Source organism: Bacillus sp. 3103sda1 (assembly GCF_024159135.1).
GTDB classification, from domain to species: domain Bacteria; phylum Bacillota; class Bacilli; order Bacillales; family Bacillaceae_G; genus Bacillus_A; species Bacillus_A rhizoplanae.
Genome location: NZ_JAMYWS010000001.1, coordinates 466,219 through 491,051, shown reverse-complemented (window position 1 = coordinate 491,051; position 24,833 = coordinate 466,219). Strand labels below are relative to the sequence as shown.

25 protein-coding genes and 3 pseudogenes are annotated in these 24,833 nt (G+C 36.3%); 11 read left to right on the top strand and 17 right to left on the bottom strand.

What is annotated here, in order from left to right; translation table 11 throughout:
* Positions 1-13 precede the first annotated feature (13 nt).
* The 4 genes from NKR74_RS02475 to NKR74_RS02460 form a co-directional block, all read right to left on the bottom strand.
* The gene (locus tag NKR74_RS02475; protein ID WP_098306905.1) at positions 14-1,771 is read right to left on the bottom strand and encodes an ABC transporter ATP-binding protein; all 1,758 of its coding nucleotides are present in this window, start codon (positions 1,769-1,771) and stop codon (positions 14-16) included.
* A gap of 62 nt (positions 1,772-1,833) precedes the next feature.
* On the bottom strand, positions 1,834-2,364 hold the full coding sequence (gene ntdP, locus NKR74_RS02470) for a nucleoside tri-diphosphate phosphatase (protein ID WP_098306903.1): 531 nt from the start codon (positions 2,362-2,364) through the stop codon (positions 1,834-1,836).
* Between the two features lie 166 nt (positions 2,365-2,530).
* Positions 2,531-2,776 carry a YgaB family protein gene (locus NKR74_RS02465; RefSeq protein WP_098306901.1) on the bottom strand — a complete coding sequence of 82 codons (246 nt, stop codon included), beginning with the start codon at positions 2,774-2,776 and terminating at the stop codon, positions 2,531-2,533.
* 553 nt (positions 2,777-3,329) lie between these two features.
* Positions 3,330-3,632 (bottom strand): gamma-type small acid-soluble spore protein, encoded by a 303-nt coding sequence (locus NKR74_RS02460; RefSeq protein WP_253631065.1) that lies wholly within the window; start codon positions 3,630-3,632, stop codon positions 3,330-3,332.
* 121 nt (positions 3,633-3,753) lie between these two features.
* Here NKR74_RS02460 and NKR74_RS02455 point away from each other — a divergent pair, with 121 nt between their 5' ends.
* Positions 3,754-3,939, top strand: coding sequence for a hypothetical protein (locus NKR74_RS02455; protein WP_098306897.1), 186 nt, complete (start codon positions 3,754-3,756; stop codon positions 3,937-3,939).
* 326 nt (positions 3,940-4,265) lie between these two features.
* Here the strand turns inward: NKR74_RS02455 and mutY are convergent, their stop codons facing one another.
* Entirely contained in the window at positions 4,266-5,360 is a 1,095-nt protein-coding gene (mutY, locus tag NKR74_RS02450) for an A/G-specific adenine glycosylase (RefSeq protein ID WP_253628531.1), read from the bottom strand.
* 147 nt (positions 5,361-5,507) lie between these two features.
* Between mutY and NKR74_RS02445 the strand changes: the two genes are divergently transcribed.
* Positions 5,508-6,488 (top strand): metal-dependent hydrolase, encoded by a 981-nt coding sequence (locus NKR74_RS02445; RefSeq protein WP_253628530.1) that lies wholly within the window; start codon positions 5,508-5,510, stop codon positions 6,486-6,488.
* A gap of 25 nt (positions 6,489-6,513) precedes the next feature.
* On the opposite strand, the gene NKR74_RS02440 is transcribed toward NKR74_RS02445, so the two are convergent.
* Positions 6,514-6,780, bottom strand: coding sequence for a YfhJ family protein (locus NKR74_RS02440; protein WP_098306891.1), 267 nt, complete (start codon positions 6,778-6,780; stop codon positions 6,514-6,516).
* Between the two features lie 114 nt (positions 6,781-6,894).
* On the opposite strand from NKR74_RS02440, the gene NKR74_RS02435 reads away from it, so the two are divergent.
* On the top strand, positions 6,895-7,056 hold the full coding sequence (locus NKR74_RS02435) for a small, acid-soluble spore protein K (RefSeq protein WP_098306889.1): 162 nt from the start codon (positions 6,895-6,897) through the stop codon (positions 7,054-7,056).
* Positions 7,057-7,090: 34 nt separating this feature from the next.
* On the top strand, positions 7,091-7,243 hold the full coding sequence (locus NKR74_RS02430) for a YpzG family protein (RefSeq protein ID WP_253628529.1): 153 nt from the start codon (positions 7,091-7,093) through the stop codon (positions 7,241-7,243).
* A gap of 62 nt (positions 7,244-7,305) precedes the next feature.
* Here the strand turns inward: NKR74_RS02430 and NKR74_RS02425 are convergent, their stop codons facing one another.
* Together NKR74_RS02425 and recX are read right to left on the bottom strand one after the other, a co-directional pair.
* Positions 7,306-7,626: a YfhH family protein gene (locus NKR74_RS02425; protein ID WP_253628528.1), complete on the bottom strand. Its 321-nt coding sequence runs from the start codon at positions 7,624-7,626 to the stop codon at positions 7,306-7,308.
* Between the two features lie 8 nt (positions 7,627-7,634).
* Positions 7,635-8,447: a recombination regulator RecX gene (recX, locus tag NKR74_RS02420; RefSeq protein WP_098306885.1), complete on the bottom strand. Its 813-nt coding sequence runs from the start codon at positions 8,445-8,447 to the stop codon at positions 7,635-7,637.
* An 80-nt stretch (positions 8,448-8,527) separates the two neighbouring features.
* On the opposite strand from recX, the gene NKR74_RS02415 reads away from it, so the two are divergent.
* The 4 genes from NKR74_RS02415 to NKR74_RS02400 all read left to right on the top strand — a co-directional run bounded on the left by NKR74_RS02415 (position 8,528) and on the right by NKR74_RS02400 (position 11,608).
* The gene (locus NKR74_RS02415; protein ID WP_253628527.1) at positions 8,528-9,430 is read left to right on the top strand and encodes a TIGR01777 family oxidoreductase; all 903 of its coding nucleotides are present in this window, start codon (positions 8,528-8,530) and stop codon (positions 9,428-9,430) included.
* A 55-nt stretch (positions 9,431-9,485) separates the two neighbouring features.
* Positions 9,486-10,610, top strand: coding sequence for an amidohydrolase (locus tag NKR74_RS02410; protein WP_253628526.1), 1,125 nt, complete (start codon positions 9,486-9,488; stop codon positions 10,608-10,610).
* Between the two features lie 250 nt (positions 10,611-10,860).
* Positions 10,861-11,418 (top strand): GNAT family N-acetyltransferase, encoded by a 558-nt coding sequence (locus NKR74_RS02405; RefSeq protein ID WP_253628525.1) that lies wholly within the window; start codon positions 10,861-10,863, stop codon positions 11,416-11,418.
* A 67-nt stretch (positions 11,419-11,485) separates the two neighbouring features.
* A complete protein-coding gene (locus NKR74_RS02400; RefSeq protein WP_098306877.1) occupies positions 11,486-11,608 on the top strand; it encodes a YfhE family protein in 123 nt (40 codons plus the stop codon).
* Positions 11,609-12,230: 622 nt separating this feature from the next.
* On the opposite strand, the gene NKR74_RS02395 is transcribed toward NKR74_RS02400, so the two are convergent.
* Positions 12,231-12,809, bottom strand: a complete 579-nt coding sequence (locus NKR74_RS02395) for a TetR/AcrR family transcriptional regulator (protein ID WP_253628524.1) — start codon at positions 12,807-12,809, stop codon at positions 12,231-12,233.
* Positions 12,810-13,028: 219 nt separating this feature from the next.
* Here NKR74_RS02395 and NKR74_RS02390 point away from each other — a divergent pair, with 219 nt between their 5' ends.
* Positions 13,029-14,261, top strand: a complete 1,233-nt coding sequence (locus NKR74_RS02390) for a cytochrome P450 (RefSeq protein WP_253628523.1) — start codon at positions 13,029-13,031, stop codon at positions 14,259-14,261.
* A gap of 84 nt (positions 14,262-14,345) precedes the next feature.
* On the opposite strand, the gene NKR74_RS02385 is transcribed toward NKR74_RS02390, so the two are convergent.
* On the bottom strand, positions 14,346-14,924 hold the full coding sequence (locus NKR74_RS02385; RefSeq protein WP_253628522.1) for a TetR/AcrR family transcriptional regulator: 579 nt from the start codon (positions 14,922-14,924) through the stop codon (positions 14,346-14,348).
* Between the two features lie 155 nt (positions 14,925-15,079).
* On the opposite strand from NKR74_RS02385, the gene NKR74_RS02380 reads away from it, so the two are divergent.
* Positions 15,080-16,549, top strand: a complete 1,470-nt coding sequence (locus NKR74_RS02380) for an MDR family MFS transporter (RefSeq protein ID WP_375337687.1) — start codon at positions 15,080-15,082, stop codon at positions 16,547-16,549.
* A gap of 269 nt (positions 16,550-16,818) precedes the next feature.
* Here NKR74_RS02380 and NKR74_RS02375 read toward each other — a convergent pair whose 3' ends face one another.
* From NKR74_RS02375 to NKR74_RS02345, 7 genes and pseudogenes are all read right to left on the bottom strand, one after another.
* The gene (locus NKR74_RS02375; RefSeq protein ID WP_253628520.1) at positions 16,819-17,982 is read right to left on the bottom strand and encodes a diglucosyl diacylglycerol synthase; all 1,164 of its coding nucleotides are present in this window, start codon (positions 17,980-17,982) and stop codon (positions 16,819-16,821) included.
* 413 nt (positions 17,983-18,395) lie between these two features.
* Entirely contained in the window at positions 18,396-19,127 is a 732-nt protein-coding gene (gene pflA / locus NKR74_RS02370; protein ID WP_098306867.1) for a pyruvate formate-lyase-activating protein, read from the bottom strand.
* Positions 19,128-19,192: 65 nt separating this feature from the next.
* On the bottom strand, positions 19,193-21,442 hold the full coding sequence (gene pflB, locus NKR74_RS02365; protein ID WP_253628519.1) for a formate C-acetyltransferase: 2,250 nt from the start codon (positions 21,440-21,442) through the stop codon (positions 19,193-19,195).
* A gap of 337 nt (positions 21,443-21,779) precedes the next feature.
* Positions 21,780-22,426: pseudogene (locus NKR74_RS02360) on the bottom strand (glycosyl transferase); the annotation flags it as partial.
* A 12-nt stretch (positions 22,427-22,438) separates the two neighbouring features.
* Positions 22,439-22,551, bottom strand: a pseudogene (locus tag NKR74_RS02355) (glycosyltransferase); the annotation flags it as partial.
* A gap of 10 nt (positions 22,552-22,561) precedes the next feature.
* A complete protein-coding gene (locus NKR74_RS02350; RefSeq protein WP_098306863.1) occupies positions 22,562-22,756 on the bottom strand; it encodes a hypothetical protein in 195 nt (64 codons plus the stop codon).
* 17 nt (positions 22,757-22,773) lie between these two features.
* Positions 22,774-23,175 (bottom strand): DUF2642 domain-containing protein, encoded by a 402-nt coding sequence (locus tag NKR74_RS02345; RefSeq protein WP_253628518.1) that lies wholly within the window; start codon positions 23,173-23,175, stop codon positions 22,774-22,776.
* Between the two features lie 229 nt (positions 23,176-23,404).
* Here NKR74_RS02345 and pyk point away from each other — a divergent pair.
* A pseudogene (pyk, locus tag NKR74_RS02340) lies at positions 23,405-24,814 on the top strand (pyruvate kinase); the annotation flags it as partial.
* Between the last annotated feature and the right edge of the window lie 19 nt (positions 24,815-24,833).

The following is a 24,833-nucleotide window of genomic DNA, read 5'->3' as shown; positions in this document are numbered from 1 at the left end:
GACCCTTTCACCATTACGAAGGGGTCGTTTCTTTTATATGTTGAATTTGATATAAATTATAATAATGACCACGCTTTTGCATTAATTGCTGATGAGAACCCTTTTCTTTTATCTCACCGTCTTCTAAATAAATAATTGTATCTACATGTGTAATTGTCGATAATCTATGCGCAATAATAATAGTGGTTCGATCAGCAGCTAGCGTTTGCAGTGCTTCTTGAATATAGCGTTCATTTTCTAAATCTAACGCAGATGTAGCCTCGTCTAAAATAAGCAGTGAGGGATTTTTTAAAAATACACGTGCAATTGCAATGCGTTGTCTTTGCCCACCTGACAATTTCACACCTCTTTCCCCGACCACCGTTTCATATCTATCAGGCAAACTCATAATAAAGTCATGAATATGTGCAGCTTTAGCTGCTTCTACTACCTCTTCTTCTGTCGCCTCAGGTCTTCCATATAAAATATTCGCTCCAACCGTATCGCTAAATAAAATGTTATCTTGCAAAACAAGACCAATATGACCACGTAAATTACGCACATCGTAATTTCTAACATCAATCTCATCTACATAAATCGATCCTTTAGAAACATCATAAAAACGAGGAATTAAACTTGCAAGCGAAGACTTTCCACCCCCGCTTAAACCAACAAGCGCTACTTTTTCACCTGGTGAAATAGATAAAGAAATATTTCGGAGCACATCTTGTTCATGTTCATTGTAGCGAAATGAAACATCTTCAAATACAACCTCACCTCGAAGTGACTTCTTTGTAATAGCATCTGGACGGTCTACAATATCGTACTCTTCATCTAATAATTCAAAAACACGGTCCATGGAGGCAAAAGATTGCGTAAGTGTGGTTGAAGAGTTTACAAGACGGCGCAATGGACTATATAGACTATCCATATATCCAACAAAAGCTACCATTGTACCGAGCGTTAACGATCCATGAATGACTTCATAAGCAGCAAAAGCTATTACGATTAAAGGACCAAGATCCGTTAATGTGTTTACAGTAGAAAATGTCCTCGCTGTCCAGCTCGTATGTGTTAACGCCTTCGTTAAGAATTTGCTGTTCTTCTCTTGAAATTGCTCTTTTTCATACTCCTCTAACGCAAAGCTGCGTGTCACTTGCATGCCTTGAATACGCTCATGTAAATACCCTTGCATCGTCGCCAGCGCTTGTGAACGCTCACGTGTTAATGTTCGAAGACGACTGAAGAAGTATTTAACTGCAACTACATAAACAGGTAATACGAGTAAGGAAACAAGTGTTAGTTTCACATTCATCGAAAACATAACCGCAATTGCAATAAAAATTGTTGCTGTATCAAGCCAAACATTCATTAATCCAGTAATAACAAAATCTTTTGTCTGTTCAACATCATTAATTACACGAGAAATAATTTCACCGGTCTTCGTATTAGAGTAATAACGTAAGCTTAATTTTTGTAAGTGTGCGAAAATATATTTTCTCAAATCATACAACACTGCATTTCCAATGCGCTGTGCAAAATATTGACGATAATATTCAATCGGAGGCCGTAGCACCGCAAAAATAAACAACGCAATCCCAATGGCCGTAAATAATTGAGTTGTTTTCTGTTCGAGTGAGCTTCCTCCTTGAATAATATCATCAATAATATACTTTAATAACCAAGGCATAATAAGCGGAATACCAAATTTAATGAGACCTATTACAATTGTAACCGTAATGAGCCACCGATACGGCTTTACAAATTGTAGATACCGTTTTATTCCTTTCATGCCACTCCCCCAATCATGTTCTAACAAGACAAAACCTGCAGGATGCCCTAGCAGGTTTTTCTCTAGTCTCTATACATTAAATATCGTTCATACCACATATCAATAAAATCAGGAGCAAATGGGCCCTTTCGTTGATGAATCCATTGTGTTAAATACTCAACATTTCTTTTTAATATAGTGTCAATTACAGCTGGATAGTTCATAAGCTCACGATGTTTTTCATACTCATCTTCATCTAACAATGTATACGTCATATCAGGATACACTTTAATGTCTAAATCATAGTCAATATACTTTAATGCTTCATAATCGTAGGCAAATGGCGAACTTAAATTACAATAGTAGTACACACCTTCCTGCCTCAGCATTCCAATAATATTAAACCAATAATTCGAATGAAAATAACAAATAGCTGGCTCGCGAGTAATCCACGTTCTTCCATCCGCTTCTGTTACCATCGTTCGATCATTTGCTCCAATAACAAAACTTTGTGTCCCTTTTAAAACCGTTGTCTCTTCCCACATTCTATGAATGGAACCGTTATGTTTATAACTATGTATTTGTATTTTTTCTCCTTCTTTGGGAAATCCCATACTTTCTCCCTTCTTTCGCCGTGAACGCTCTTCTAAAGTTGTTATTTGGTATACCGTTCATTTTTACTCTTGTCCCAAAACATATTGAGCCGAATTCACTTTTCTTCTTATTATAACGGTTCTGTCGAAATTTTAAAACAAAAGAGCCGATTTACAAAATCGTCTCTTAGTTCGAAAGCATTTTCTCATTTTCAAAGGAATGAATCACTGCTGCTGTTTGCTGTTCAAATTTCTCCTGTAAATCTTTTAATGTTTTTTCTGTCTTTTGGATTTCTTGACGAATAAAATGGAGCTCTTTCGCATCTTGCTGATTCATTTCAAGGTGTTGGTATTTTTCTAAATGAACTTGTAACTTTAACAATTCGTCCATCGTCCTCAATTGTTCTTCAACCAGTTCATCAAACGATCTCATTCCATACCTCCTTAAAAATACTATTACATAGTTTCGAAGAAAAACGTTCCTTCTCCTTTGACTATATTTGTTGACTTATTAGAAGTTATGTCGGCTCTCACAAATAAAGTGAAACTTCCATCAATGGGGGTTTTCTTTATCCCCCACCTAGCTTCTTCACTTTTCTCTGAATCTTGAGGCTGGGGGGCTTACTGTCCGCGAATAGCGGGATAAAGTGGAACTTCCTTTTGGGAGCTTTTTTTCCCCAGAAGGTTAGTTGAACCAATCGGGCTTTTACGGACAGTTATTCCTCACCTACCTTCTTCGCTTTCCCCCGAATCTTGAGGCGGGGGTCTTACTGTCCGCGAATAGCGGGATAAAGTGAAACTCCCTTTTGGGAGCGTTTTTTCCCCAGAAGGTTAGTTGAACCAATCGGGCTTTTACGGACAGTTATTCCTCATCTACCTTCTTCGCTTTTCCCAGAATCTTGAGGTGGGGTCTTACTGTCCGTTAATGCGGGATAACAAAGAAAAAACACTCCTCTTACATTAAAGGAGTGTTTTTTTCTTTGTTATTAAGATTGTGATTTTTTTGCTGCTGATTTTGCGTTTTGTTGTTTTACCGCTTGTACATTCGTTTCTGTTGCAAACTCTGTACCATAGCTAGCAGCTGCACTTTGAGCAGCGCTAGCAACGCCAGAAGCTTGTGATTTCTTAGCTTCTGCTTGTGCGTTTTGTTGTCTTACTGCTTGTACATTTGTTTCTGTTGCAAATTCTGTGCCATAGCTAGCGCTTTGTTGTTTTGCGCTTTGAATGCTAGCACCAGAAGTTGTTTTTCCAAAACCTTGTTGTTTTTTGTTCATCTTTCTCACCTCCACAACAAATAATGTAACCATCCTTCACTGAACATATCCGTTAAAAATGTGAAAAGAAAAATATTTTTTTACGTATACAGACAAAAACGTTCATTCAAACTAACTATGATGGAGGTGTAAATATATGTATGTTGGACGTGATATGACAGAATTATCAATGACTCCAAGAAATCAATGGAAAAAAGATGAACTCGCTCATTTTCATCATTCTCTGCAGCAAATAATGCCTTATTTAAATGTAGAAGGCCAAACTATTTACAAAGAAATTGTAAAAGAAATTGAAGCACGCGGTGGTTTACAGCGGCAATAAGCTGATTAGACACATGGTATAAAGTGAAACTTCCATCAGTGGGGGTTTTCTTCATTCCCCACTGATGGAAAGCTCTCACCAATCGGGCGCATGCCAGCAGTTATCCCCCACCTCTCTTCTGTAGAAAAGCGGAAGCGGCTCGCCCAGAATCGCAGGATGTTGGAGCACCCGACAGAGAGGCGCTTTTTGCCTCGTCCGAGGGGGCGAAACGACCGGAGATTCTAGCCGCTAGAGCTGGACAACGCTTTTCTCTGCATCTTGAGGTGGGGGTCTTACTGCCCGCGAATAGCGGGACAAAAATATCCTATGATTAAAAACCCCAGCCGCTACGGCTGGAGTTTTTTCACACACTCTTCAAAAATTGTTCGATGCGATTTAGAAATTGGTAACTGTTCAAATTCCTGAACCGTTATCACCTTTAAAATATCTGTTTCAACAATTGAACTTGTTACTGTACCATAAAATACAAATATATCCCACGTTCTATGCGTAAATGTATGCTGAACATTCATTGCATAATCATCAATAGAAACAGAAAGAGAAAACTTCTCTTTCATATAATCTGTCAATTGCTGTTTGTGGTTACGAATTCCTTCTCCAATTTCTACGTTAGGAAATTCCCACATGTTAGCAAGTAGCCCTGTGCTTCCTCTTTTATTAATGACATATTTACCGTCTTCTGTACGCAATACACCGGCAACGATTGGAACCATTTTCGGTGCTTTCGCCTTACTTTTCACAGGCAATTCCTTTTGTACTCCTTCTGCAAACGCGTGGCAGTGTTCTCTAACAGGACATAAAAGACAAGATGGATTTTTAGGAACACAAATAAGTGCACCTAATTCCATCAATCCTTGGTTAAAATAAGATGGATTTTCTTTTGAAATGATTTCACGAACAATATCTTCAAATACTTTACGTGTCTTTGGCTTAGCGATATCATCCCAAATCGATAAAATCCGTGATAATACACGCATCACATTTCCATCAACAGCCGGCTCTGGAATTCCGTAAGCGATACTTAAAATTGCTCCTTTTGTATACGGCCCTACACCTTTTAACTTTTCAATTTGTTTTACATCGCTTGGGACTTTTCCACCATATTGTTCTTTTACTTCTTTTACTGCAGCATGTAAATTACGTGCTCTTGAGTAATAACCAAGTCCTTCCCACGCTTTTAACACCTCTTCATCCTCAGCATCAGCTAACGCTTCTAGCGTTGGAAACTTTTCCATGAAGTTTGCGTAATATGGTTTTACAGCTTCAACTCGTGTTTGCTGAAGCATAATTTCTGAAACCCAAACACGATATGGATCTTTATTGATGCGCCATGGTAAATCACGTTGCTCTGTTTCGAACCAACTGATTAAATCATGTTGGAAATTTTCTATATTAAAATCATCTAGTATCTCAAGCTTCAAACTTGATCCCCCTCATTTTTTGCATATACGTACTATTATAAAGAATTTAGGAGAAAATTTAAGTAAGATAGTGTAAGAAATAAAAGGTAAATGCCTTGTGATATGAAATAAAAAGAGTTACATTAATAAAAAACGGAGGTGGTTTTCATGGACACAGCCACTCATCTTGTCATGGGCGTTACATTAGGAAGCTTAGCCACACTAGATCCAGCAATCAGTCAAAGCGATTTTGGACCGCAAGCTGTGATGCTTGCCGCAATTGCCGGTTCAAATATACCTGATATTGATACTGTTTTAAAACTGCGCAACAATGCGAAATATATTCGAAATCACCGCGGGATTACTCACTCTATCCCAGCTGTTATGCTTTGGTCATTTCTTGTTAGCGGGATTACCTTTGCAATATTTCAAGGAACCCCTTATTTCCATCTTCTTTTATGGTCATTTATTGCTGTTTTTCTTCATGTTTTTGTTGATATTTTTAATGCCTACGGTACACAAGCGCTGCGGCCCTTTACTAAGAAATGGGTGGCACTAGGCGTCATTAATACATTTGATGCAGTTATTTTCTTCATTCATTTATTAGCGATTGCATGTATACTTGTCGATGCAAATAAAGGTTATGCAGGAGTAGCTGCTTATATATTAATGACCATTTATTATATTGGCCGAATTATAATGCGTCAAAATGTAAAAAGCGTCGTTAATAAACGGTTCCGTGATGTTGAACAAGTCATTATTTCACCGTCATACCGCTTTTATCATTACCGCTTAGCGATTGTAACAAAAGATCATTACTTTGTTGCTCATTGGCATCGCGGTCATATTATGGTTCATGATAAATTCGAGCGCATTCCATTACCTAATAATGATGTCATTCGTGCCGCTCAAAAAGACGAAAACATTTCAGCATTCTTATCGTTTTCTCCTGTCTATCGCTGGGACATTTTTGAATACAACGATCATTATGAAGTTCGATTTATTGATCTGCGCTATCGCAGCAAAGGTTATTATCCATTTGTTGCAATTGTCCGGCTTAATAAAGAGCTCGATATTATGAGTTCATACACAGGATGGATTTTCAGTGAAGAAAAACTACGAAAAAAATTAGAATTAATTCCCCATTAAAAAAACGACCTCAATTGGTCGTTTTTTAATGTTTTAAATGATTTTCTTGATTAATTAAATGACTATACTTTGGATTATTCGTTTGAATTTCATGCAAACGCGCCCCTTGGTTATTAATCCATGCTCGTACAACTTTCTCTGTCATTTCAATCCCTTGATACGTTCCTGTTTTTGCATATGTCGCTCCAAAATCCTCCCATAACAGCTCAACCCAAGTACGTGCCTGAGAATAAGAAAGGGTAGCATTTTTTTCAAGAAGTTCTTTCGTTAATTTTTCAAAAATATCGTTCATTTTATGTCTCCTTTAGTCAATTTATCCATTTTACGTTATAGAATATTTTCTCTCACATTGCACATTCTATAAGTGATACTTTTTGTATCAATTTGTAGCGAGGGGGAGTTCCTCTTGGGCAAACAATCTGAAATTTGGTCTGAAGCTAGAAATAACAATAAGTTAGACGGTCCGCCAAAAGCACAAGCACGTTTTGCTTCGAAACGACCTAACGGCACTATTAATACGCATCCGCAAGAACGAATGCATGCCGCTAATCGAGAAGAAGAAGCATAACAAATGTTTATCGATAACTATACGAGGTGATAAGATGAGTTACCGCGATCATTTAGACCATCGTTCCGAGTTATTCAACCCTACATGGGCGCGTCGAAAACATGCAAAAGCACAGGTGAATGGACAAACGCAGCAAACTCAATCTCTTATTATTTTGGCAAATGAGATGAGAAAACGCCAAACTTGATTGCCTATCTCCTGTAACAACTACGAAAAGTGAAAACCAGAGCAGCCAAGGCTCTCTGGTTTTTATTTCTTTTGCAATAGCGAAATAGGAATACCAATTTCCTCTGTTTCATTTTGTTTATGGCCCCAAGCAAATACTCCATTAAAATACGTAATCGTAAAAGATACCCCTGGCTCTTCTGTAAGTTCATATGTTTCACCAATCTTAAATGCATCGATATCTGTCATATAAGCACGAGCCATTGCAATTTTCCTCATTAATACGTCAAATTCATTTACAATACCAAGTTGCTCTGCCTTCACTGCCTGTTCTTTTAAAATGCCAATTTCTTCTCTTAACTCATGTGGTGTCATCTCGCTATAGCGCTTTGGCATATTTCTCATATTTTCCCTCATCCCTCTTCACGTTTCATTTGAATAAGCACTTCTATTTCATCAATCGAAAAACCCTTTCGATATAACGCTTGCTTCATCTTATTTTCATACGTCCAGCCATCATATTTCTTGTATTTTTCATGATATTTATTACCATGATATATAAGGGCTTCTTCTTGTTGCTTATCATCCTTTTCATCCTGTAATTCTTCTAAACAAATTTGAATGATATCACGCCCATACCCTTTGCGCACTAGCATCTCTTCTAATTTTTGTTTCATTTGCAGAAAAGAATGTTTTTGATAAGATCTTTTCTTTTTTTCTATAAGTCCAAGACCATTTTCAATTTGTTTCTCTTGTGGATACTCCTGTAAACTATGAGTAATAATTATATCCGAAACACCCTTACTTAACAGTTCACGTCTAATAACAATCGGTCCTTTTTGGCTCACATTGCTATGAGTACGTACATATGCAATTGCATACTCTTTATCATTAATATAACGGTCATGCAATAGTTTTAAAATGACTTCAGAGATGATGGCTTGTCCAATTTCTTTTTTTCGTAATTGCTCTTCTACTTCTTGTTTCGTTCTCATTTGATGCGATAAATAAGTAATGGCGTATAAATACGCTTTTTGCACTTCTTCATCGTATAAAATATTTGCTAATTCAACATCATCAAATTCTAGGCCTTTTTGAAGCCCGTGTTTAATTAAGGTCACTTGATCTACACTGAAACCATATTCTTCTCCTTGACCTTTATCAACATAAATATTAAATCTTTCTTTTATTCGTTTTTGTACTTCTATTTTTGTAATGACAGCCATAAATTTCACCCCTACATTATTTTAACATATATGAAACAAATTTGAGTTTCTTGAATATACATAATGAGGAGGGATTTCTCTTGGAAATTGCTATTTCTGGAGGAACAGGTTTTATTGGAAAAGCACTCACTTTATATTTAGCAAGCAACGGACATACCGTATACATTTTGACACGTCAACTGAGAGAAAATCTTTCACCTTCAAATATTCAATATATAAAATGGGACGCTAATGCTGTGAAATTCCCCCTTTCTTCCATTGATGTTGTTATTAATCTTGCCGGGGAATCTATTAACAATGGACGTTGGACTATGAAACAGAAGGAAAGAATCGTCAATAGTCGCTTACAAACGACAAAAGGATTAATTAAGCAACTACAAACGTTGTCCCAATATCCACATACGTTTATAAATGCAAGTGCAATCGGCTATTATGGTACATCAGAAACAGAAACATTTACAGAAGAACACCTAAAATCAGGTAATGATTTTTTAGCTACTACAGTAAAGTTATGGGAAGAAGAAGCAAGCAAAGCTACTGCATTTGGTATTCGCACTGTCTATACACGCTTTGGTGTTGTTCTTGGAAAAGATGGAGGAGCACTACCGAAAATGTTACTTCCATATCAATTGTTTATTGGAGGAACCATTGGCTCAGGCAACCAATTGCTTTCTTGGGTTCATCTTGAAGATGTTGTTCGAATGATTGATTTTGCTATTCATACAAAAGAAGTGAACGGTGCATTAAATGTTACAGCTCCTCACCCAGTAACTATGGAAGAATTCGGAAGAACAATTGCGAAAGTGATGCATAGACCACATTGGTTACCGATGCCTGCCTTCGCACTCAAAACCCTTCTCGGTGAAATGAGCATCCTTATTTTACAAGGACAAAATGTATTACCTCACAAGGCGATACAACATGGGTATACACATTCTTATGATACTTTAGAAAATGCGCTTCAAAACATTGTATCTTACTAATAATTTCTAAACTTCCTCAAGAGAAAAAACTCGTATGCAAAATAAAGAGGTTATTATGAAAATATTATTTAAGCAAGCCACTGTTTACCCTATTACATCTCCTAAATTACAAGGCGATGTACTAGTAGAAAACAACAAGATTGCTGCGTTAGAACGATTTATTGAATCTAGCGAAGATATGACCGTTATTGATGCACGTGGTCTTCATCTTCTTCCAGGCCTTATCGATGTGCATACACATCTTGGCTTATATGATGAAGGAACAGGATGGGCTGGAAATGATGCAAATGAAACAGCAGAAATGCTAACTCCTCATATTCGCTCTTTAGATGGCATTCATCCTTTTGATATTGCTTTTCAAGATGCCATACAAAGCGGTATTACAACCGTACACGTTATGCCTGGAAGTCAAAATGTAATTGGCGGAACAACATGCGTCATAAAAACAGCAGGAGATAGTATCGATCACATGGTCATTCAAGAGCCCGCAGGTCTGAAAATTGCGTTTGGAGAAAACCCAAAAGGAATGCATAGTAATGGAAACAAAGAGTCTATTACCCGCATGGGAATTATGGGAATGCTGCGTGAATCTTTTTATGAAGCAAAGCATTATGGGAATGATGCAGACTTTCGAATGATTCCTATCTTACAAGCGCTCCGCCGTGAAATTCCTATACGTGCCCACGCCCACCGTGCGGATGATATTCTATCTGCTCTTCGCTTTGCTAAGGAATTTAATCTTGATTTACGTATTGAACACTGTACGGAAGGTCATCTTGTTGCTGATAGATTAGCAAACCACGATTTAAAAGTATCTGTCGGTCCAACATTAACACGTCGTTCAAAAATTGAATTAAAAAACAAGTCTTGGCAAACATACCATACCTTATCGAATCATGGGATTGAAGTCTCAATTACGACAGATCACCCCTATACACCAATTCAGTATTTAAATATTTGCGCGGCTATCGCTGTTCGAGAAGGATTAGATGAACATAAAGCTCTAGAAGGAATTACGATTATACCTGCTCGCAACTTACGTTTAGAAAAGAAAATTGGTAGTATCGAGCCTAGGAAAGACGCTGATCTTGTCCTATGGACTCATCATCCTTTTCACTACTTAGCCAAGCCTGTATTAACGATGATAGACGGAAAAATTATCCACACAAAAAATTCATAAAAACTAGTTTATTTTTTTGACTAGATGAAGTATTATACGATTATAAACTGAATGAAACCATGATCAATTTGTGTCGTGTTGAGTAATTTCAAATTGATGAATGGGGAAGGCAAATGGTGCGCCACCAGCATTATAGACTGGTTCTAGTGGGTTCGATTCCCACCCCGAAATTTTTTTAAGTTTTATATAAAAATTTCGAGGGTGGGGTGTTTTTTGTCGTCATGCTGCCCTCTTTTTAGGAGGAGATAGTATGTTAAAAAAACGTGACCTACATGACAGCCACGTTCTATATGATTTGATGATTCACCCTGATGTCTTCCCCTTTGTGCGTCAGAAGGCATCTTCTTATGAAGAATTTTTGTTTTTAACAAAACAAACAATTGAAGCTGAAGAGCGCGGAGAACTAATTTCACGCACAATTGTTGATGAATGGGGAAACCCTATTGGAACAATAACTTTATTTGATGTGCAAGAAAAAGCAGGTTTTCTTGGCACTTGGCTTGGCAAACCGTATCACGGAAAGGGTTATAATAAACCAGCAAAAGATGCTTTCTTTAGTGAACTTTTCTATGAATTAGATATTGAGACTATTTTCATGCGAATTCGCAAATTAAATACTCGCTCTATTAAAGCTGCCGAAAAACTACCATACGTTAATCTAGCAAATGAAACAAGAAAATGTGTATACGATCAAATTAACGCAAATGGTGAAGTATATAACTTATATGAAATTCCAAAAGATCAATACACACTACACACAATGCGCGAAGCAACATTCCAAGACGCTCATCATTTAAAAGAAGCATAATATATGTATATCTCCCTCTGTCATTGGTAACGATAGGTAATGACTTTATGACACGAGGTGAACTGTAATGGATAAGAAAAAACGTGAAAAATCAAGAAATACATTATCTAGCACACAGGAAGTTCTCTATCAACGTGAATTTAAAAGAGCAGATCGTGCAGCTGGATATAAACCAAAAGGAATTTATTAATATGTAGCTACCTCTTGTTCAGAAGAGGTAGCTTTTTTTGTGGAAAACTTTATCCACAAAATCACTAGAATTGTGTATAAATTCTAATATCTTTTGTATAAAAGAGGAATTTAATCACAGTTATCCTGTTTACTTTGTGGATATATTTACTAAAAATTGTGGATATTGTGGATAGTTTTGTTAATATTTAAAGTTTACTGTATATTGTAAGCGGATTCTTTTGTGGATAAAGTGAAATTTACATTCGCCCTCCTTATTTTCTCAAAATCCTGACGAAAATATCTATCCTCGTAAGTAGTGAGATGCAACCAAATGTTGGATTAGAATAAAGTTTGATTAAAAGTTACACACACATTGATTTTAATATAAAGAAAAAGACCCCGTTTTGAACAAAGTTTGATCAAAACGAGGTCACTTTTTTAATATTGATAGGTTTATTTTTATAAAAAAATTGATCATTTTGTCTGCTAATTTCAACAAACTTATGAGTATGTAAATGATAGCAAACCACGTTAGTAAGAATTCCACTAACATCCGGCAACTTATCTCTTTCGAAGGTGAGAATATTAAATGTGGATAATACAAATATGTTCAAGCTCCGTGAATTTCTTACATTAAGCCCCTATTGATCTCTGTTCAATTGAAAAACATCTTGATTGATCATTTGATGAAAGTATCTATCCATTTCTTCTGCTGAAACACTTTTTCTATTTTGTAACCACCATGTACTTAACGTTGTAATTACACCTGAATAGAATTCGATAATTAACTCATTTGGTATTGTATGGCTTTTACAAATTCGATTTAATTCTTGATTCTCCTGTTTCTTCATTTCACGGGTTTGATAATGTATAAAGTTATTAAATTGTTCATCACCCATTTGCGACTCTAATATTTTACCAATCTCTTCATGATGTAAGAATTGCTCCATCACTTGAAATGGTTTAGTTAATCGATCTAAAAGTGTTATGGCATAATCTTCCTTTTGATATTGTTTAAATCCAAATGCCAATAACGCGTCTTTATCTTCAAAATGTTTATAAAATGTTGTTCGATGTACCATCGCACGATCACAGATTTGGTTGATGGTAATGGAACTATATTTCTGTTTTGATTGTGTCATTAATTCAAATAAAGACTCCCACAATAATTTATGTGTACGTCTAACACGTAAATCCAGCTGTTCCTCATTATTTTTCATCTACACTTCTCCTTTTCTGTAGATTAATTATACAACTGGCGAAAATTGATTCTCCCTTTTTAATCTACATGTGTATATTATATTAAATATCTTAGTATACAAGTGCATTAAAAACAATCAATGCAGGAGGTGGTCCAAGGGGAGTATGTTTCTGTGCCAGACGGATTAGGTAGTCAAATTTTGTTCTATTGTACTCTGATTAGACATGGAGGGATTTATATGGAAAATACAGTCATTTCAACTTCTGAAATTAAGGGTTTTAAAACTAAATCCGAAGAATTTGCTCCATTTTCTTGGTATAAAAAAATGCTGACGGAGCATCCGATTTACTATCATGCAGACACGAACACTTGGAATGTTTTCAAATATGAAGACGTTAAGCGAGTTCTTACAAACTATGAACTATTTTCAAGTAAACGCCACCGTTCTATTTCCCAGATTGGAGCAGACACAGAGGAAGGGAGCGTCCCAGATCGCTTAAAGATTAATGAGACGGATCCACCGGAACATCGTAAATCACGTTCTCTGCTTTCGGCTGCTTTCACCCCTAGAAGTCTCAAAACTTGGGAGCCGCGTATTGAACAGATTATTAACGATTTGATTGCCGAAATGAGGGATAAGTCGGAGATCGACATTGTCAAAGATTTTACAACCCCCCTTCCGATCATAGTAATGGCCGATTTGCTTGGGGTTCCGCATAAAGACAAGCTGCTGTTTAAGAAATGGGTCGATATATTGTTCATGCCGTTCAATAGTGAAAATGCCGAGGAAGTGGGTCAACAAAAGGCGAAGGCAGCGATGGAGTACTTTAATTATCTATATCCGATCGTTGTGGAAAAAAGAAAGCAGCTTTCGGACGATATTCTTTCTGATTTGATTCAAGTTGAAATCGAAGGAGAAAAGTTTACGGATGAAGAAGTTGTTCGTGTGACTATGTTTCTTCTTGCGGCGGGTATTGAAACAACAAGTCTTTTGTTGGCTAATTCATTCTACGCATTGCTATATGATGCTCCTAAACTTTACGAAGAATTAAGAAGCAATATAAACCTCGTACCTAATTTTGTTGAGGAGATGCTGCGTTACCGTTTCAACGTTATTGTATTGGACCGTGAAGTGAAAGTAGATAACAATGTTCTAGGCGTTGAGTTGAAGAAAGGTGATTTGGTGATCACTTGGAATAGCGCGGCAAACTTTGATGAGGATGTATTCGAAGATCCATTTACTGTGAATATTCACCGAAAAAATAACAACCGGCATCAAACGTTTGGGAATGGGCCGCATTTCTGTCTCGGTGCGCCACTGGCAAGATTGGAAGCTAACAAAGCGTTCAAAATTTTTATAGAAGCATTTTCTCGCATTGAATCGGTTCCAGGCTTCAATTTGGAGGCAAGTTTACAGACCTCAGCTGCTGGCCAGGCCTTATCCAGCTTACCGCTGAAGGTTCACCGCTAGGCCAAGTTGTCCAGTAAATTGGGGTATCCCAAAAGTCATCAAAAATGACGGAGGGACGCCCTTTCTTCGTTTTGAAAATGATCTCTAATCTTCTATTTCAAATCCAAAAACATCTTGATTGATCATTTGATGAAAGTATCTATCCATTTCTTCTGCTGAAACACTTTTTCTATTTTGTAACCACCATGCAATTAACGTTGCAGTGACACCCGAATAGAATTCGATAATTAGCTCATTTGGTATCGTATGATTTTTACAAAGTCGATTTAGCTCTTGATTCTCCAGTTTCTTTATTTCACGATTTTGATAATGTATAAAGCTAATAAATTGTTCATCATCCATTTGTGACTCTAACATTTTACCAATTTCTTTATGATGTAAAAATTGTTCCATCACTTGAAATGGTTTAGTTAATCGATTTAAAAGTGGTATGGTGAAATTTTCCTCTTGATGTTGTTTAAATCCAAATGCCAATAACGCGTCTTTATCTTCAAAATGTTTATAAAATGTTGTTCGATGCACCATCGCACGATCACAGATTTGATTGATGGTAATGGAACTATATTTCTGCTTTGATTGCGTCATTAATTCAAATAAAGACTCCCACAATAATTTATGTGTACGTCTAATACGTAAATCCAGCTGCTCCTCATTATTTTTCATCTACACTTCTCCTTTTCTGTAGATTAATTATATAACTACTGAAAATTGATTCTCCCTATTTTTAATCTACACGTGTATATTACACATGATCTTTTAGATACAAATGTATTAAAAAGAGAGAGACAAAAAAATAGGAGGAAAATCGATAAATGAATATGACAGCCACGAGTTCCACAAGTAGCAAAATTGATACTTCTAATATTAGACATACACCCATTTTAATTGCATTAATTTTAGGTGCAATGGTCGCATTATTAAACGAAACATTACTTGGTAATGCTTTAACCGTATTAATGAAAGACTTTGATGTAACAGCTTCAACAATTCAATGGCTTTCTACATCCTACATGTTAGTTGTTGGGGTTTTAGTACCGATTACAGCTTTACTTCAACAATGGCTTACAACAAGACAAATGTTCTTAACCGCCATGTTAACATTTTTAGTCGGTACATTGATTGCTGGATTCGCACCGACATTTGCCGTTTTATTAATTGGACGTATTGTCCAAGCAATCGCGACTGGGTTAATTTCACCATTACTAATGAATACGATTTTAATTATTTGTCCACCTGAAAAACGTGGTGCGACAATGGGCTTAATAGCACTTGTTATGATGTCTGCTCCAGCAATTGGTCCTACTTTATCTGGACTTATTGTTGATTCGCTTAATTGGCGCTGGTTATTCTACATTGCTATTCCTATCGTAATCATTTCAATTTTAATTGGAATGAAGTATATTCAAAATGTCACAGAATTAACACGACCAAAAATTGATTATTTATCAATTCTTTTATCAACATTAGGTTTCGGTGGTATTGTGTATAGCTTTAGTTCTTCAGGTGATTTAGGATGGTCAGATCCTAAAGTTTATTACTCTTTAATTATCGGGGCTATATCATTATTCATTTTTGTTGTTCGTCAATTAAAAATCGATAATCCAATTTTAGAACTACGCGCATTTAGATTTCCAATGTTTACTTTATCAGTTGGGTTAATATTCATCGTCATGATGTCGCTGTTCTCAACAATGACATTATTACCAATGTTCTTACAAACGGTTTTACTTGTTACAGCCTTTAAATCAGGGCTAATCATGCTACCGGGGAGTATGATTAGTGCCATAATGGGACCGATTGCAGGTAAATTATTTGATAAATTGAGTCCAAAGGTTATTATCATCCCGGGTATTGTGTTAGTAGCCGTTGCAATGTGGCTATTCAAGGGCATTACCCCAGAAACAACATTAACACAAATTATCTTGATGCACAGCGTATTAATGGTTGGGCTCATGTTTGTAATGACAGCACAAACATATGGTTTAAATCAATTGACACCAGAGCTTTATCCACATGGTACAGCGCTCTTCAATACATTACAGCAGGTAGCTGGCGCGATTGGCACAGCTATATTTATATCTAAAATGTCTTCAGGCACAACTCAATATATGGAGAACTCAGCAAATCCAATGGATCCAGCAGAAAAGTTAAATGGCTTAACATCCGGCTTCCAAGGGGCATTTACGCTTGGGTTAACCTTGGTAATTGTTGCCCTCGTTGTATCGTTTTTCTTAAAAGGACAGAAAAAGAAAGCAAAAACCACTCAGCTCTTACACAATGAAAATTAGAAGAACTTAAATTTTATATTAGCTGTAGCTTGATTTAATAAGAACATCAAAAAGACATCTTTACTAGTTAAAGATGTCTTTCGTTATAACCTACGTTGGATCGAATATAGGTATATCAGTAAATTTAAAAGTCCTTAATTTTGATTTTTAAGTCTGCTTGTCAAATAGTCTACAAACAATTCCTCTTCTCCCTTTTTTAATATTACTATCCATTTAAACGAAATAACGAAAAAACCTCCTTCTACTCAGATAGAAAAGAGGTTCTTATATTAAGTAAAAGACTGCACAAGGGCCGTTGGGTGTACCGGCGAATGTACTTGTACATGATTTTCTTTTAAAATAGAATCTACAATATGAAACGCTGGTTCCGGACGATAAATGTGTTTCATCGCTTCTTTCATTTGCAATAATTTCATATCATCTTGCAATAATTCTTTCGTTTTCTGAAAGATTTCATTATCTTCGCGAATAACAATTGCTGCACCTTGTTTTTCAAAATACTTCGCATTTTCATTTTCTTGCCCTGGTACTGGTTTATATAAAACGACAGGTACTTGCAAAGCCGCTGCTTCACTTAATGTAATTCCTCCTGGTTTTGTAATCATACAAGAGGTAATACGGAACAACTCATCAATATTCTCCACATAACCGAATACTTTTAATAAATCTGGATTGCTTTCTTGTAATTGTAGCAAATCCTCTTGCAATACTTTATTTTTCCCACAAACTACGGCTACCTGCAGATTAGGAACTGACATAAAGGATTGGCATAACTCTTTTACACTTCCTAACACTCCATGCGCTCCTGCTACAATAAGCAAAATCTTTTTGTCCCGTGACAAATCATACTTATCATACAATGTTTCTACATTGATGACCGCTTCAAAATTTTTACGAATCGGAATTCCTGTTGCTACAATTTGCTCAGCAGGTACTCCTACCTTTATCATAATGTCCTTCACATAATCTGTTGCAACAAAATAACGATCTACTTCTCGGTGAATCCATATTTTATGCAAGCAAAAATCGGTAACTACATTATAAACAGGTATAGAAATATCTGTTTGCTTTTTCAACTCTGGCACCGCAATGATTGGAAATGTATTAATAACAATATCGGGTTTTTCAGCATGCAATATCGCTTTTAAACGTTTTCGACCAAAATTGGCATACCATGATGCAATTTTTTTATCGTAAATTTTCTCAACACCATAATAAAATAAGCGGTATAGCTCTTTCCCAATTGTATAACTTTTTAAATATAAATATTTTGTAATGTCTGTTATAACAGGGTGCGATTCACTAAAAAGATCGCATACGATTACATCCTCAAGTCCTCTTTGACGAAATGTTTGTTCTAATGTTTTTGCCACTTGTATATGACCGTTACCATAATGTGCTGTTAATATTAAAACCTTGGGGTTTTTTATCAAACAAATCCACTCCTAGCTTTTTCGGTCTTTCATATTGCATCTGTCACAATATAAAAAACAATTTCCTTATGATTTTGCATGTTTGAATTCCAACAAATTTTCGTTGGATCTGTACCTGTCGTGGATATGCAAAGCATATGTTATTGACCCCTTAATCCCATCTGCTCATATCTTAAACATTATACTTTCCTATAACTGCTTTCGCAATAACTTGACTTTTATCTATACTCCAAGATACGCATTACATTATTTCTTAATTCTTTCTATTGTTTCGTTTTCCCTTTACATTTTTGTAAATTTATCCATATCGTTTCTTTACAAAAATAGACATTATGTAATCTTAGTATACTCTTTTCCTTATTTTTGCTCTACTATTTGTCAGCAGAAAGCAAAAAGCCTAATCCACAATTGGATTAGACTGCTGCTAAAATATGCTTTGCTTTTTGAATGCTTTCTTCCGTTGGAGGCTCTACTCCTTCAAGAGGATATTTATGCCCTAACGCCTCCCATTTATAAACGCCTAACTTATGATATGGTAAGACTTCTACCTTTTGTACGTTATCAAGACTTTGGATAAAGGCTGCCAAATTTTCTAAGTCCTCTGTACCATCTGTAATTCCAGGTACAAGTACATGACGCACCCAAATTGATTTCTTTTTATCTGATAAATAACGAGCAAATTGTAAAATATGTTCGTTCGGTTTTCCTGTTAATTTGCGATGTTTCTTCGAATCAATATGTTTTAAGTCAAGTAATACCAAATCTGTATATTCCATCAAAATATCTAATTTTCTTTGGAATTCTTCATCTTCAGAATAGCACCCTCCAGAAGAATCAATTGTCGTATGAATCCCGATCTCTTTACATTTCTTAAACAGCTCAGTCAAAAAATCTAACTGCAGTAAAGGCTCGCCGCCACTTACTGTAATACCACCGCCAGAAGCTTCTATAAAAGGAAGGTAACATGTAACATCCTGCATCACTTCTTCAACTGTTATTTCTTTCCCTTTACCAATCTCCCACGTATCCGCATTATGACAATATTGACAGCGTAATAAGCACCCTTGTGTAAATATGACATAACGAATTCCTGGGCCATCAACAGTACCACAAGACTCTACAGAATGTATTCTTCCTTTTACCATGTTGCTTCCCCCTCTATTGAAACAGCCTCCCTCTGTCTTCATGAGAACAGAGGGAAAGCTTTTACTTACATACTTTCGTGCATTGTACGGTTAATAACGTCAATTTGTTGTTCACGAGTTAATTTAATGAAGTTAACCGCATAACCAGATACACGAATTGTTAATTGTGGATATTTTTCAGGATGTTCCATTGCATCCATTAATGTTTCACGGTTAAATACGTTAATATTTAAGTGATGTCCTTCTTTTACTGCATATCCATCAAGCATAGATACTAAGTTGCGAACTTGTACATCATCTTCTTTTCCAAGTGCTTTTGGAATAATAGAGAATGTATTAGAAATGCCATCTCTTGCATCTTCATATGGTAATTTCGCAACAGATAATAATGATGCTAGTGCTCCTTTTGTATCACGACCGTGCATTGGGTTTGCCCCTGGTGCAAACGGTTCGCCCGCACGACGGCCATCTGGTGTGTTACCAGTTTTCTTACCGTATACAACGTTAGAAGTAATCGTTAAGATTGACATTGTGTGAATAGAATTGCGATATGTTGTATGTTTACGAAGCTTGTTCATAAATGTTTTCACAAGATTTACCGCAATTTCATCAACGCGATCATCATTGTTACCGTATTTAGGGAACTCGCCTTCGATTTCAAAGTCTACTGCAACTCCGTTTTCATCACGAATTGGTTTTACTTTTGCATATTTAATTGCACTTAAAGAGTCAGCTACTACTGATAACCCTGCGATACCTGTTGCCATTGTACGAATTACTTCAGTATCATGAAGCGCCATTTCAATACGTTCATAACTATATTTATCGTGCATATAATGGATGACATTTAATGTGTTTAAATATAAACCTGCTAGCCATTCCATTGTCATATCAAATTTACGCATAACTTCTTCGTAATCTAATACTTCAGAAGTGATAGGTGCAAATTCAGGTCCAATTTGTTCTTTTGATTTTTCATCTTTACCGCCGTTAATTGCATATAATAGTGTCTTAGCTAAGTTTGCACGAGCTCCGAAGAACTGCATTTGCTTACCGATTCTCATTGCAGACACACAACAAGCAATACCGTAATCATCGCCATACTCTGGCCGCATAATGTCATCATTTTCATATTGAATTGCAGATGTCTTAATAGACATTTTCGCACAGTAGTTTTTAAAGTTCTCTGGTAATTGTTTAGACCAAAGAACTGTTAAGTTTGGTTCTGGAGCTGGTCCTAAGTTATCTAATGTATGCAAGAAACGGAATGAGTTTTTCGTTACTAATGGACGACCATCAAGTGCAATACCACCGATAGATTCTGTTACCCAAGTTGGATCACCAGAGAATAATTCATTATAATCAGGTGTTCTTGCAAATTTCACAAGACGTAACTTCATAATGAAGTGATCAACAATTTCTTGTGCCTCTTCTTCTGTTAATGTACCGTTTACTAAATCTCTTTCAATAAAGATGTCTAAGAAAGTAGACGTACGGCCAAGACTCATCGCTGCACCGTTTTGTTCTTTAATTGCTGCAAGATAAGCAAAATATAACCATTGGAACGCTTCTTGTGCATTTGTTGCTGGCTTAGAAATATCAAAACCATGAGAAGCTGCCATTTGTTTTAATTCTTGAAGTGCACGAATTTGCTCAGATAATTCTTCGCGTAAACGCATTGTATCTTCGCTCATTACACCGCCAGTTAAATTCAAATCTTCTTTTTTCGCTTTGATTAAACGATCTATACCGTATAATGCAACGCGGCGATAGTCACCAATAATACGGCCGCGACCGTATGCATCTGGAAGACCTGTAATAACGCCTGATTTACGAGCTGCTCTCATTTCAGGAGTATAAGCATCGAATACACCTTGGTTATGCGTTTTACGCCAGTCTCTGAAAATACGGCTCAGTTCTTTGTCCATTTCATATCCGTAAGATTCACAAGCTTGCTCTGCCATACGAACGCCACCAAATGGTTGTAATGAGCGTTTAAATGGCTTGTCAGTTTGGAAACCAACTACTTTTTCAATATCTTTATTTAAATATCCTGGGTCATGTGATGTAATAGAAGAAACAATTTTAGTATCCATGTCAAGAACTCCGCCATTGTCACGTTCTTGTTTTGTTAATTCCATTACTTGATCCCAAAGTTGTTTCGTCGCTTCTGTCGCTTCAGCTAAGAAGGATTCATCCCCCTGATGAACGTTTATATTATTTAAAATGAAATCGCGAACATCAATCTCTGCTTTCCACTTTTCACCTTTAAAGCTTTCCCATGCATTTTTTACATTTTCTAATACTTGAGTCATCCTAATCTCCTCCATTTTTTGATTAGTACAGGACTAAGATTTTTTGTATAACAGCTTATGTGCTTAGCATACTACTTTTTTGAAAAAATGAACGTTAAAGTTGTGACATGTTTGTGAAACAATGAGCAAACTCCTATGGACATAGTGAAAACGTTATTGGAATCTTTATTGAATTAACCCCTTTTACTAATTTCTTTTTTGGGTATTCTAATAAAAGAATCCTTTTCTGCAAGTTAAGAGTCGTATCCACTTTAAACTGTAATACTCTCCCTCCCTATTCTGTTATAGTATTTTTGAAACAGAATAAAAAAAAGTGTGCCTGTTTCAGCACACTTTTTTATTTTGTTTCTCTCTTACGTCCTCCATCATGAAAACCACCTCGAATGCCAAGTTCTACTATCACACATGACATCCCCTCTATGTAATCCTCAATACAGCTGGGGCATGCCCCTCCACTGCAAAATGTTCACTCGGCCGACTTCGATTCATTTAGTCTAAATCCACAAGAGGTAGAGAATCCTGCTAATATCGCCTTCACCTGTGCCACACATGGAAATAAGAAAGCATCAAATCCGATATATTCTAAACAAACCTTACTAAATGCATTTGGTACGGCTACCAGCGAACCTACACCTAAATCTTTTCGGTTACAAGCCAAGTTTAAAGCATATTTTAGTGCCGTAACAAGATGTAACGGTGCTCGTAAATCTAAATAATAATTTAAATCATTCAACGCCACGTCTTGTCCGTCCGCAATCGCTTTTGCAAAATCCCCATCAATAAATAGCACGATATCCCCTCCCCTATAGAACGTCCCACATCATTTCCAAGCGTTTCTTCATAAATAATAGTTGTAGCCCCGCATTACTTTGCAATTGTCGCTGTCTTATCATTCAATCCATTAACAGCAACGATAATTTCAAGTGGCTCAATTTTACGTGCTTCTTGAATAACCGATGCAATCGTCATTTCTTCGTTTTGAACAGTCTCTTTATCCGCTCCATTCGCAATAACAATAATTTCATAAGGTTGTACTTTTTTACTTCTTCCAACACACCACCTATCGTTTGTGCTTCATTATGTGTTGGAATCACAACAGATACGCGCATGTTATTCCTCCTAACTATACAATCGAACATATGAAACAACTGGAATTCTTACAATAACATCTTCTAGTGGACCATAGGACGGAGCTGTTCGTATGACAATTACTCCATCTGTTACAGATAAAATACTCCCAGTTACAATTTCTCCAACAGTTACAACTTGAGCAAGTTGTCCCACATGAGACCGTAATGCATCAATAAACGACATTTTATTTCCCCCTTTCTCTATACCTCACGAATTGAAATAATACTTGAAAATGGTAATGAAATAGTTGCTCCAGTTAATTCTTGTAATGTTAAAAAGTCATCTCCTACTTGCGCAATGATACCTGTTAAACCTCCAACAGTTACAGTAATTTCGACCTCTTTCCCTAACAATTGTTCTGCAATTTCTTTAAATGGAGAAACATTACATTCTTTTAAAATAAAACAAATAATATTTTGAAATTCCTGCGATTTAATGTATTCTGCAACACCTTTTTCTGTATAAATTTCTATATACCGTGCAAACCGCGGTGAAAATAATTTTTCTTCCATAACAGGGATAAATTTCTTATATAAAAAGCAATCTAATTGTTTATCGACAGCATGTGCAAACTTACGCCAATAATCTTTAAATAGAGACATTAGACTTTCCCCCTATATACATTTTGTTGTATGGACAACTTGTTCACACTTATCAGCGTATACAGAAATAACACTTTTGGTGCTAAATAAACTACACATTTTCTATAAAACAAATCACATACCTATACATGAAGTACACATACAATTGCCAACATAATAAAGTGAAACTTCCAACAATAGGAGGATTTATTGTCCGCTAATATGTGGGTTAAAAAAGGAGGAATTTTATATGCGAAAAACAAAAATCGTTTGCACAATTGGACCTGCAAGTGAACAATACGAAACATTACTTTCTTTACTAGAATCTGGAATGAATGTGGCTCGGTTAAATTTTTCTCATGGAACACACGAAGAACATCGCGCACGTATAAATACAATACGAAAGGCCACAGCGGCAGCTAAAAAAAATATTGCACTCTTACAAGATATTAAAGGACCAAAAATTCGAACCGATGAATTTGAAGGAGGACAGGCAGAACTGCTTGAAGGTACGACTGTTACCGTTTCAATGAAAAAAGTACTCGGAACATCTAAACAGTTTTCCGTCACATACGAAGGTCTATACGATGATGTAGAAGTAGGATCTCATCTATTACTTGATGATGGATTATTAGAGCTAGAAGTAATAGAAAAGGCAAATGGTGAGTTACAAACAAAAGTTATACATGGCGGGATAATTAAAGATCATAAAGGTGTGAACGTACCGAATGTAAAAATCCGCCTACCTGGTATTACGGAAAAAGATAAAAAAGATATTCTTTTTGGAATAGAGCAACATGTTGACTACATCGCCATCTCCTTTGTACGTAAAGCTGCTGATATTTTAGAAGTACGCGACATATTAGCGAAGCATAATGCCTCACATATTCGCGTCATCGCAAAAATTGAAAATCAAGAAGGAATTGATAATATAAAAGAGATTGTAGAAGTTGTGGATGGAATTATGGTTGCCCGGGGTGATATGGGCATTGAAATTCCAGCAGAATATGTACCGATTATCCAAAAAGAATTAATCCATACCTGTAATCTGCTCGGAAAACCGGTCATTACAGCAACGCAAATGCTGGATTCTATGCAAAGAAACCCAAGACCAACAAGAGCAGAAGCTTCAGACGTAGCAAATGCAATCTTTGATGGCACAGATGCGATTATGCTTTCAGGAGAAACAGCTGCCGGTGAATATCCAATAGAATCCGTACAAATGATGAATAAAATCGCTCTGCAAGTAGAGGAGTCTTCTCTATTCCAAAGTCAAAAGCAATTGCTTCATGATAACCATAAACAAATAACAGAAACAATCGGTGCTGCTGCTGTCCAAGCAGCTTATTCCTTACAAGCAAAGGCAATTTTAACACCAACCAAAAGTGGTTATACAGCACAAATGATTTCAAAATATCGTCCGTACACTCCTATTATCGCAACAACATCTGAACAATCTGTTATGCAGCAACTCGCACTCGTATGGGGCGTACACCCATTTTTCACTGCACCAAAACAAACGACAGATGAAGTAATTGAACAAGCATTATGTAACGCTAAAGAACAACAACTGATCTCTACGCAAGATATTGTCATTGTAACAGCAGGTGTCCCTGTTAACGAACGTGGAACGACAAATCTGATGAAAATTGAAGTTGTAAAATAAAGTAAAACTTCAA

Coding starts and splice junctions, on each gene's coding strand:
- recX (WP_098306885.1), bottom strand. CDS start 8,447: ATGGCTGTCATTACAAAAATAGAAGTACAAAAACGAATAAAAGAAAGA.
- NKR74_RS02405 (WP_253628525.1), top strand. CDS start 10,861: ATGTTAAAAAAACGTGACCTACATGACAGCCACGTTCTATATGATTTG.
- NKR74_RS02395 (WP_253628524.1), bottom strand. CDS start 12,809: ATGAAAAATAATGAGGAACAGCTGGATTTACGTGTTAGACGTACACAT.
- NKR74_RS02455 (WP_098306897.1), top strand. CDS start 3,754: ATGTATGTTGGACGTGATATGACAGAATTATCAATGACTCCAAGAAAT.
- NKR74_RS02410 (WP_253628526.1), top strand. CDS start 9,486: ATGAAAATATTATTTAAGCAAGCCACTGTTTACCCTATTACATCTCCT.
- NKR74_RS02385 (WP_253628522.1), bottom strand. CDS start 14,924: ATGAAAAATAATGAGGAGCAGCTGGATTTACGTATTAGACGTACACAT.
- pflA (WP_098306867.1), bottom strand. CDS start 19,127: ATGGTAAAAGGAAGAATACATTCTGTAGAGTCTTGTGGTACTGTTGAT.
- NKR74_RS02380 (WP_375337687.1), top strand. CDS start 15,080: ATGACAGCCACGAGTTCCACAAGTAGCAAAATTGATACTTCTAATATT.
- NKR74_RS02350 (WP_098306863.1), bottom strand. CDS start 22,756: ATGTCGTTTATTGATGCATTACGGTCTCATGTGGGACAACTTGCTCAA.
- NKR74_RS02345 (WP_253628518.1), bottom strand. CDS start 23,175: ATGTCTCTATTTAAAGATTATTGGCGTAAGTTTGCACATGCTGTCGAT.
- NKR74_RS02390 (WP_253628523.1), top strand. CDS start 13,029: ATGGAAAATACAGTCATTTCAACTTCTGAAATTAAGGGTTTTAAAACT.
- NKR74_RS02400 (WP_098306877.1), top strand. CDS start 11,486: ATGGATAAGAAAAAACGTGAAAAATCAAGAAATACATTATCTAGCACA.
- NKR74_RS02475 (WP_098306905.1), bottom strand. CDS start 1,771: ATGAAAGGAATAAAACGGTATCTACAATTTGTAAAGCCGTATCGGTGG.
- NKR74_RS02440 (WP_098306891.1), bottom strand. CDS start 6,780: ATGAACGATATTTTTGAAAAATTAACGAAAGAACTTCTTGAAAAAAAT.
- NKR74_RS02430 (WP_253628529.1), top strand. CDS start 7,091: ATGAGTTACCGCGATCATTTAGACCATCGTTCCGAGTTATTCAACCCT.
- NKR74_RS02425 (WP_253628528.1), bottom strand. CDS start 7,626: ATGAGAAATATGCCAAAGCGCTATAGCGAGATGACACCACATGAGTTA.
- NKR74_RS02465 (WP_098306901.1), bottom strand. CDS start 2,776: ATGAGATCGTTTGATGAACTGGTTGAAGAACAATTGAGGACGATGGAC.
- ntdP (WP_098306903.1), bottom strand. CDS start 2,364: ATGGGATTTCCCAAAGAAGGAGAAAAAATACAAATACATAGTTATAAA.
- pflB (WP_253628519.1), bottom strand. CDS start 21,442: ATGACTCAAGTATTAGAAAATGTAAAAAATGCATGGGAAAGCTTTAAA.
- NKR74_RS02445 (WP_253628530.1), top strand. CDS start 5,508: ATGGACACAGCCACTCATCTTGTCATGGGCGTTACATTAGGAAGCTTA.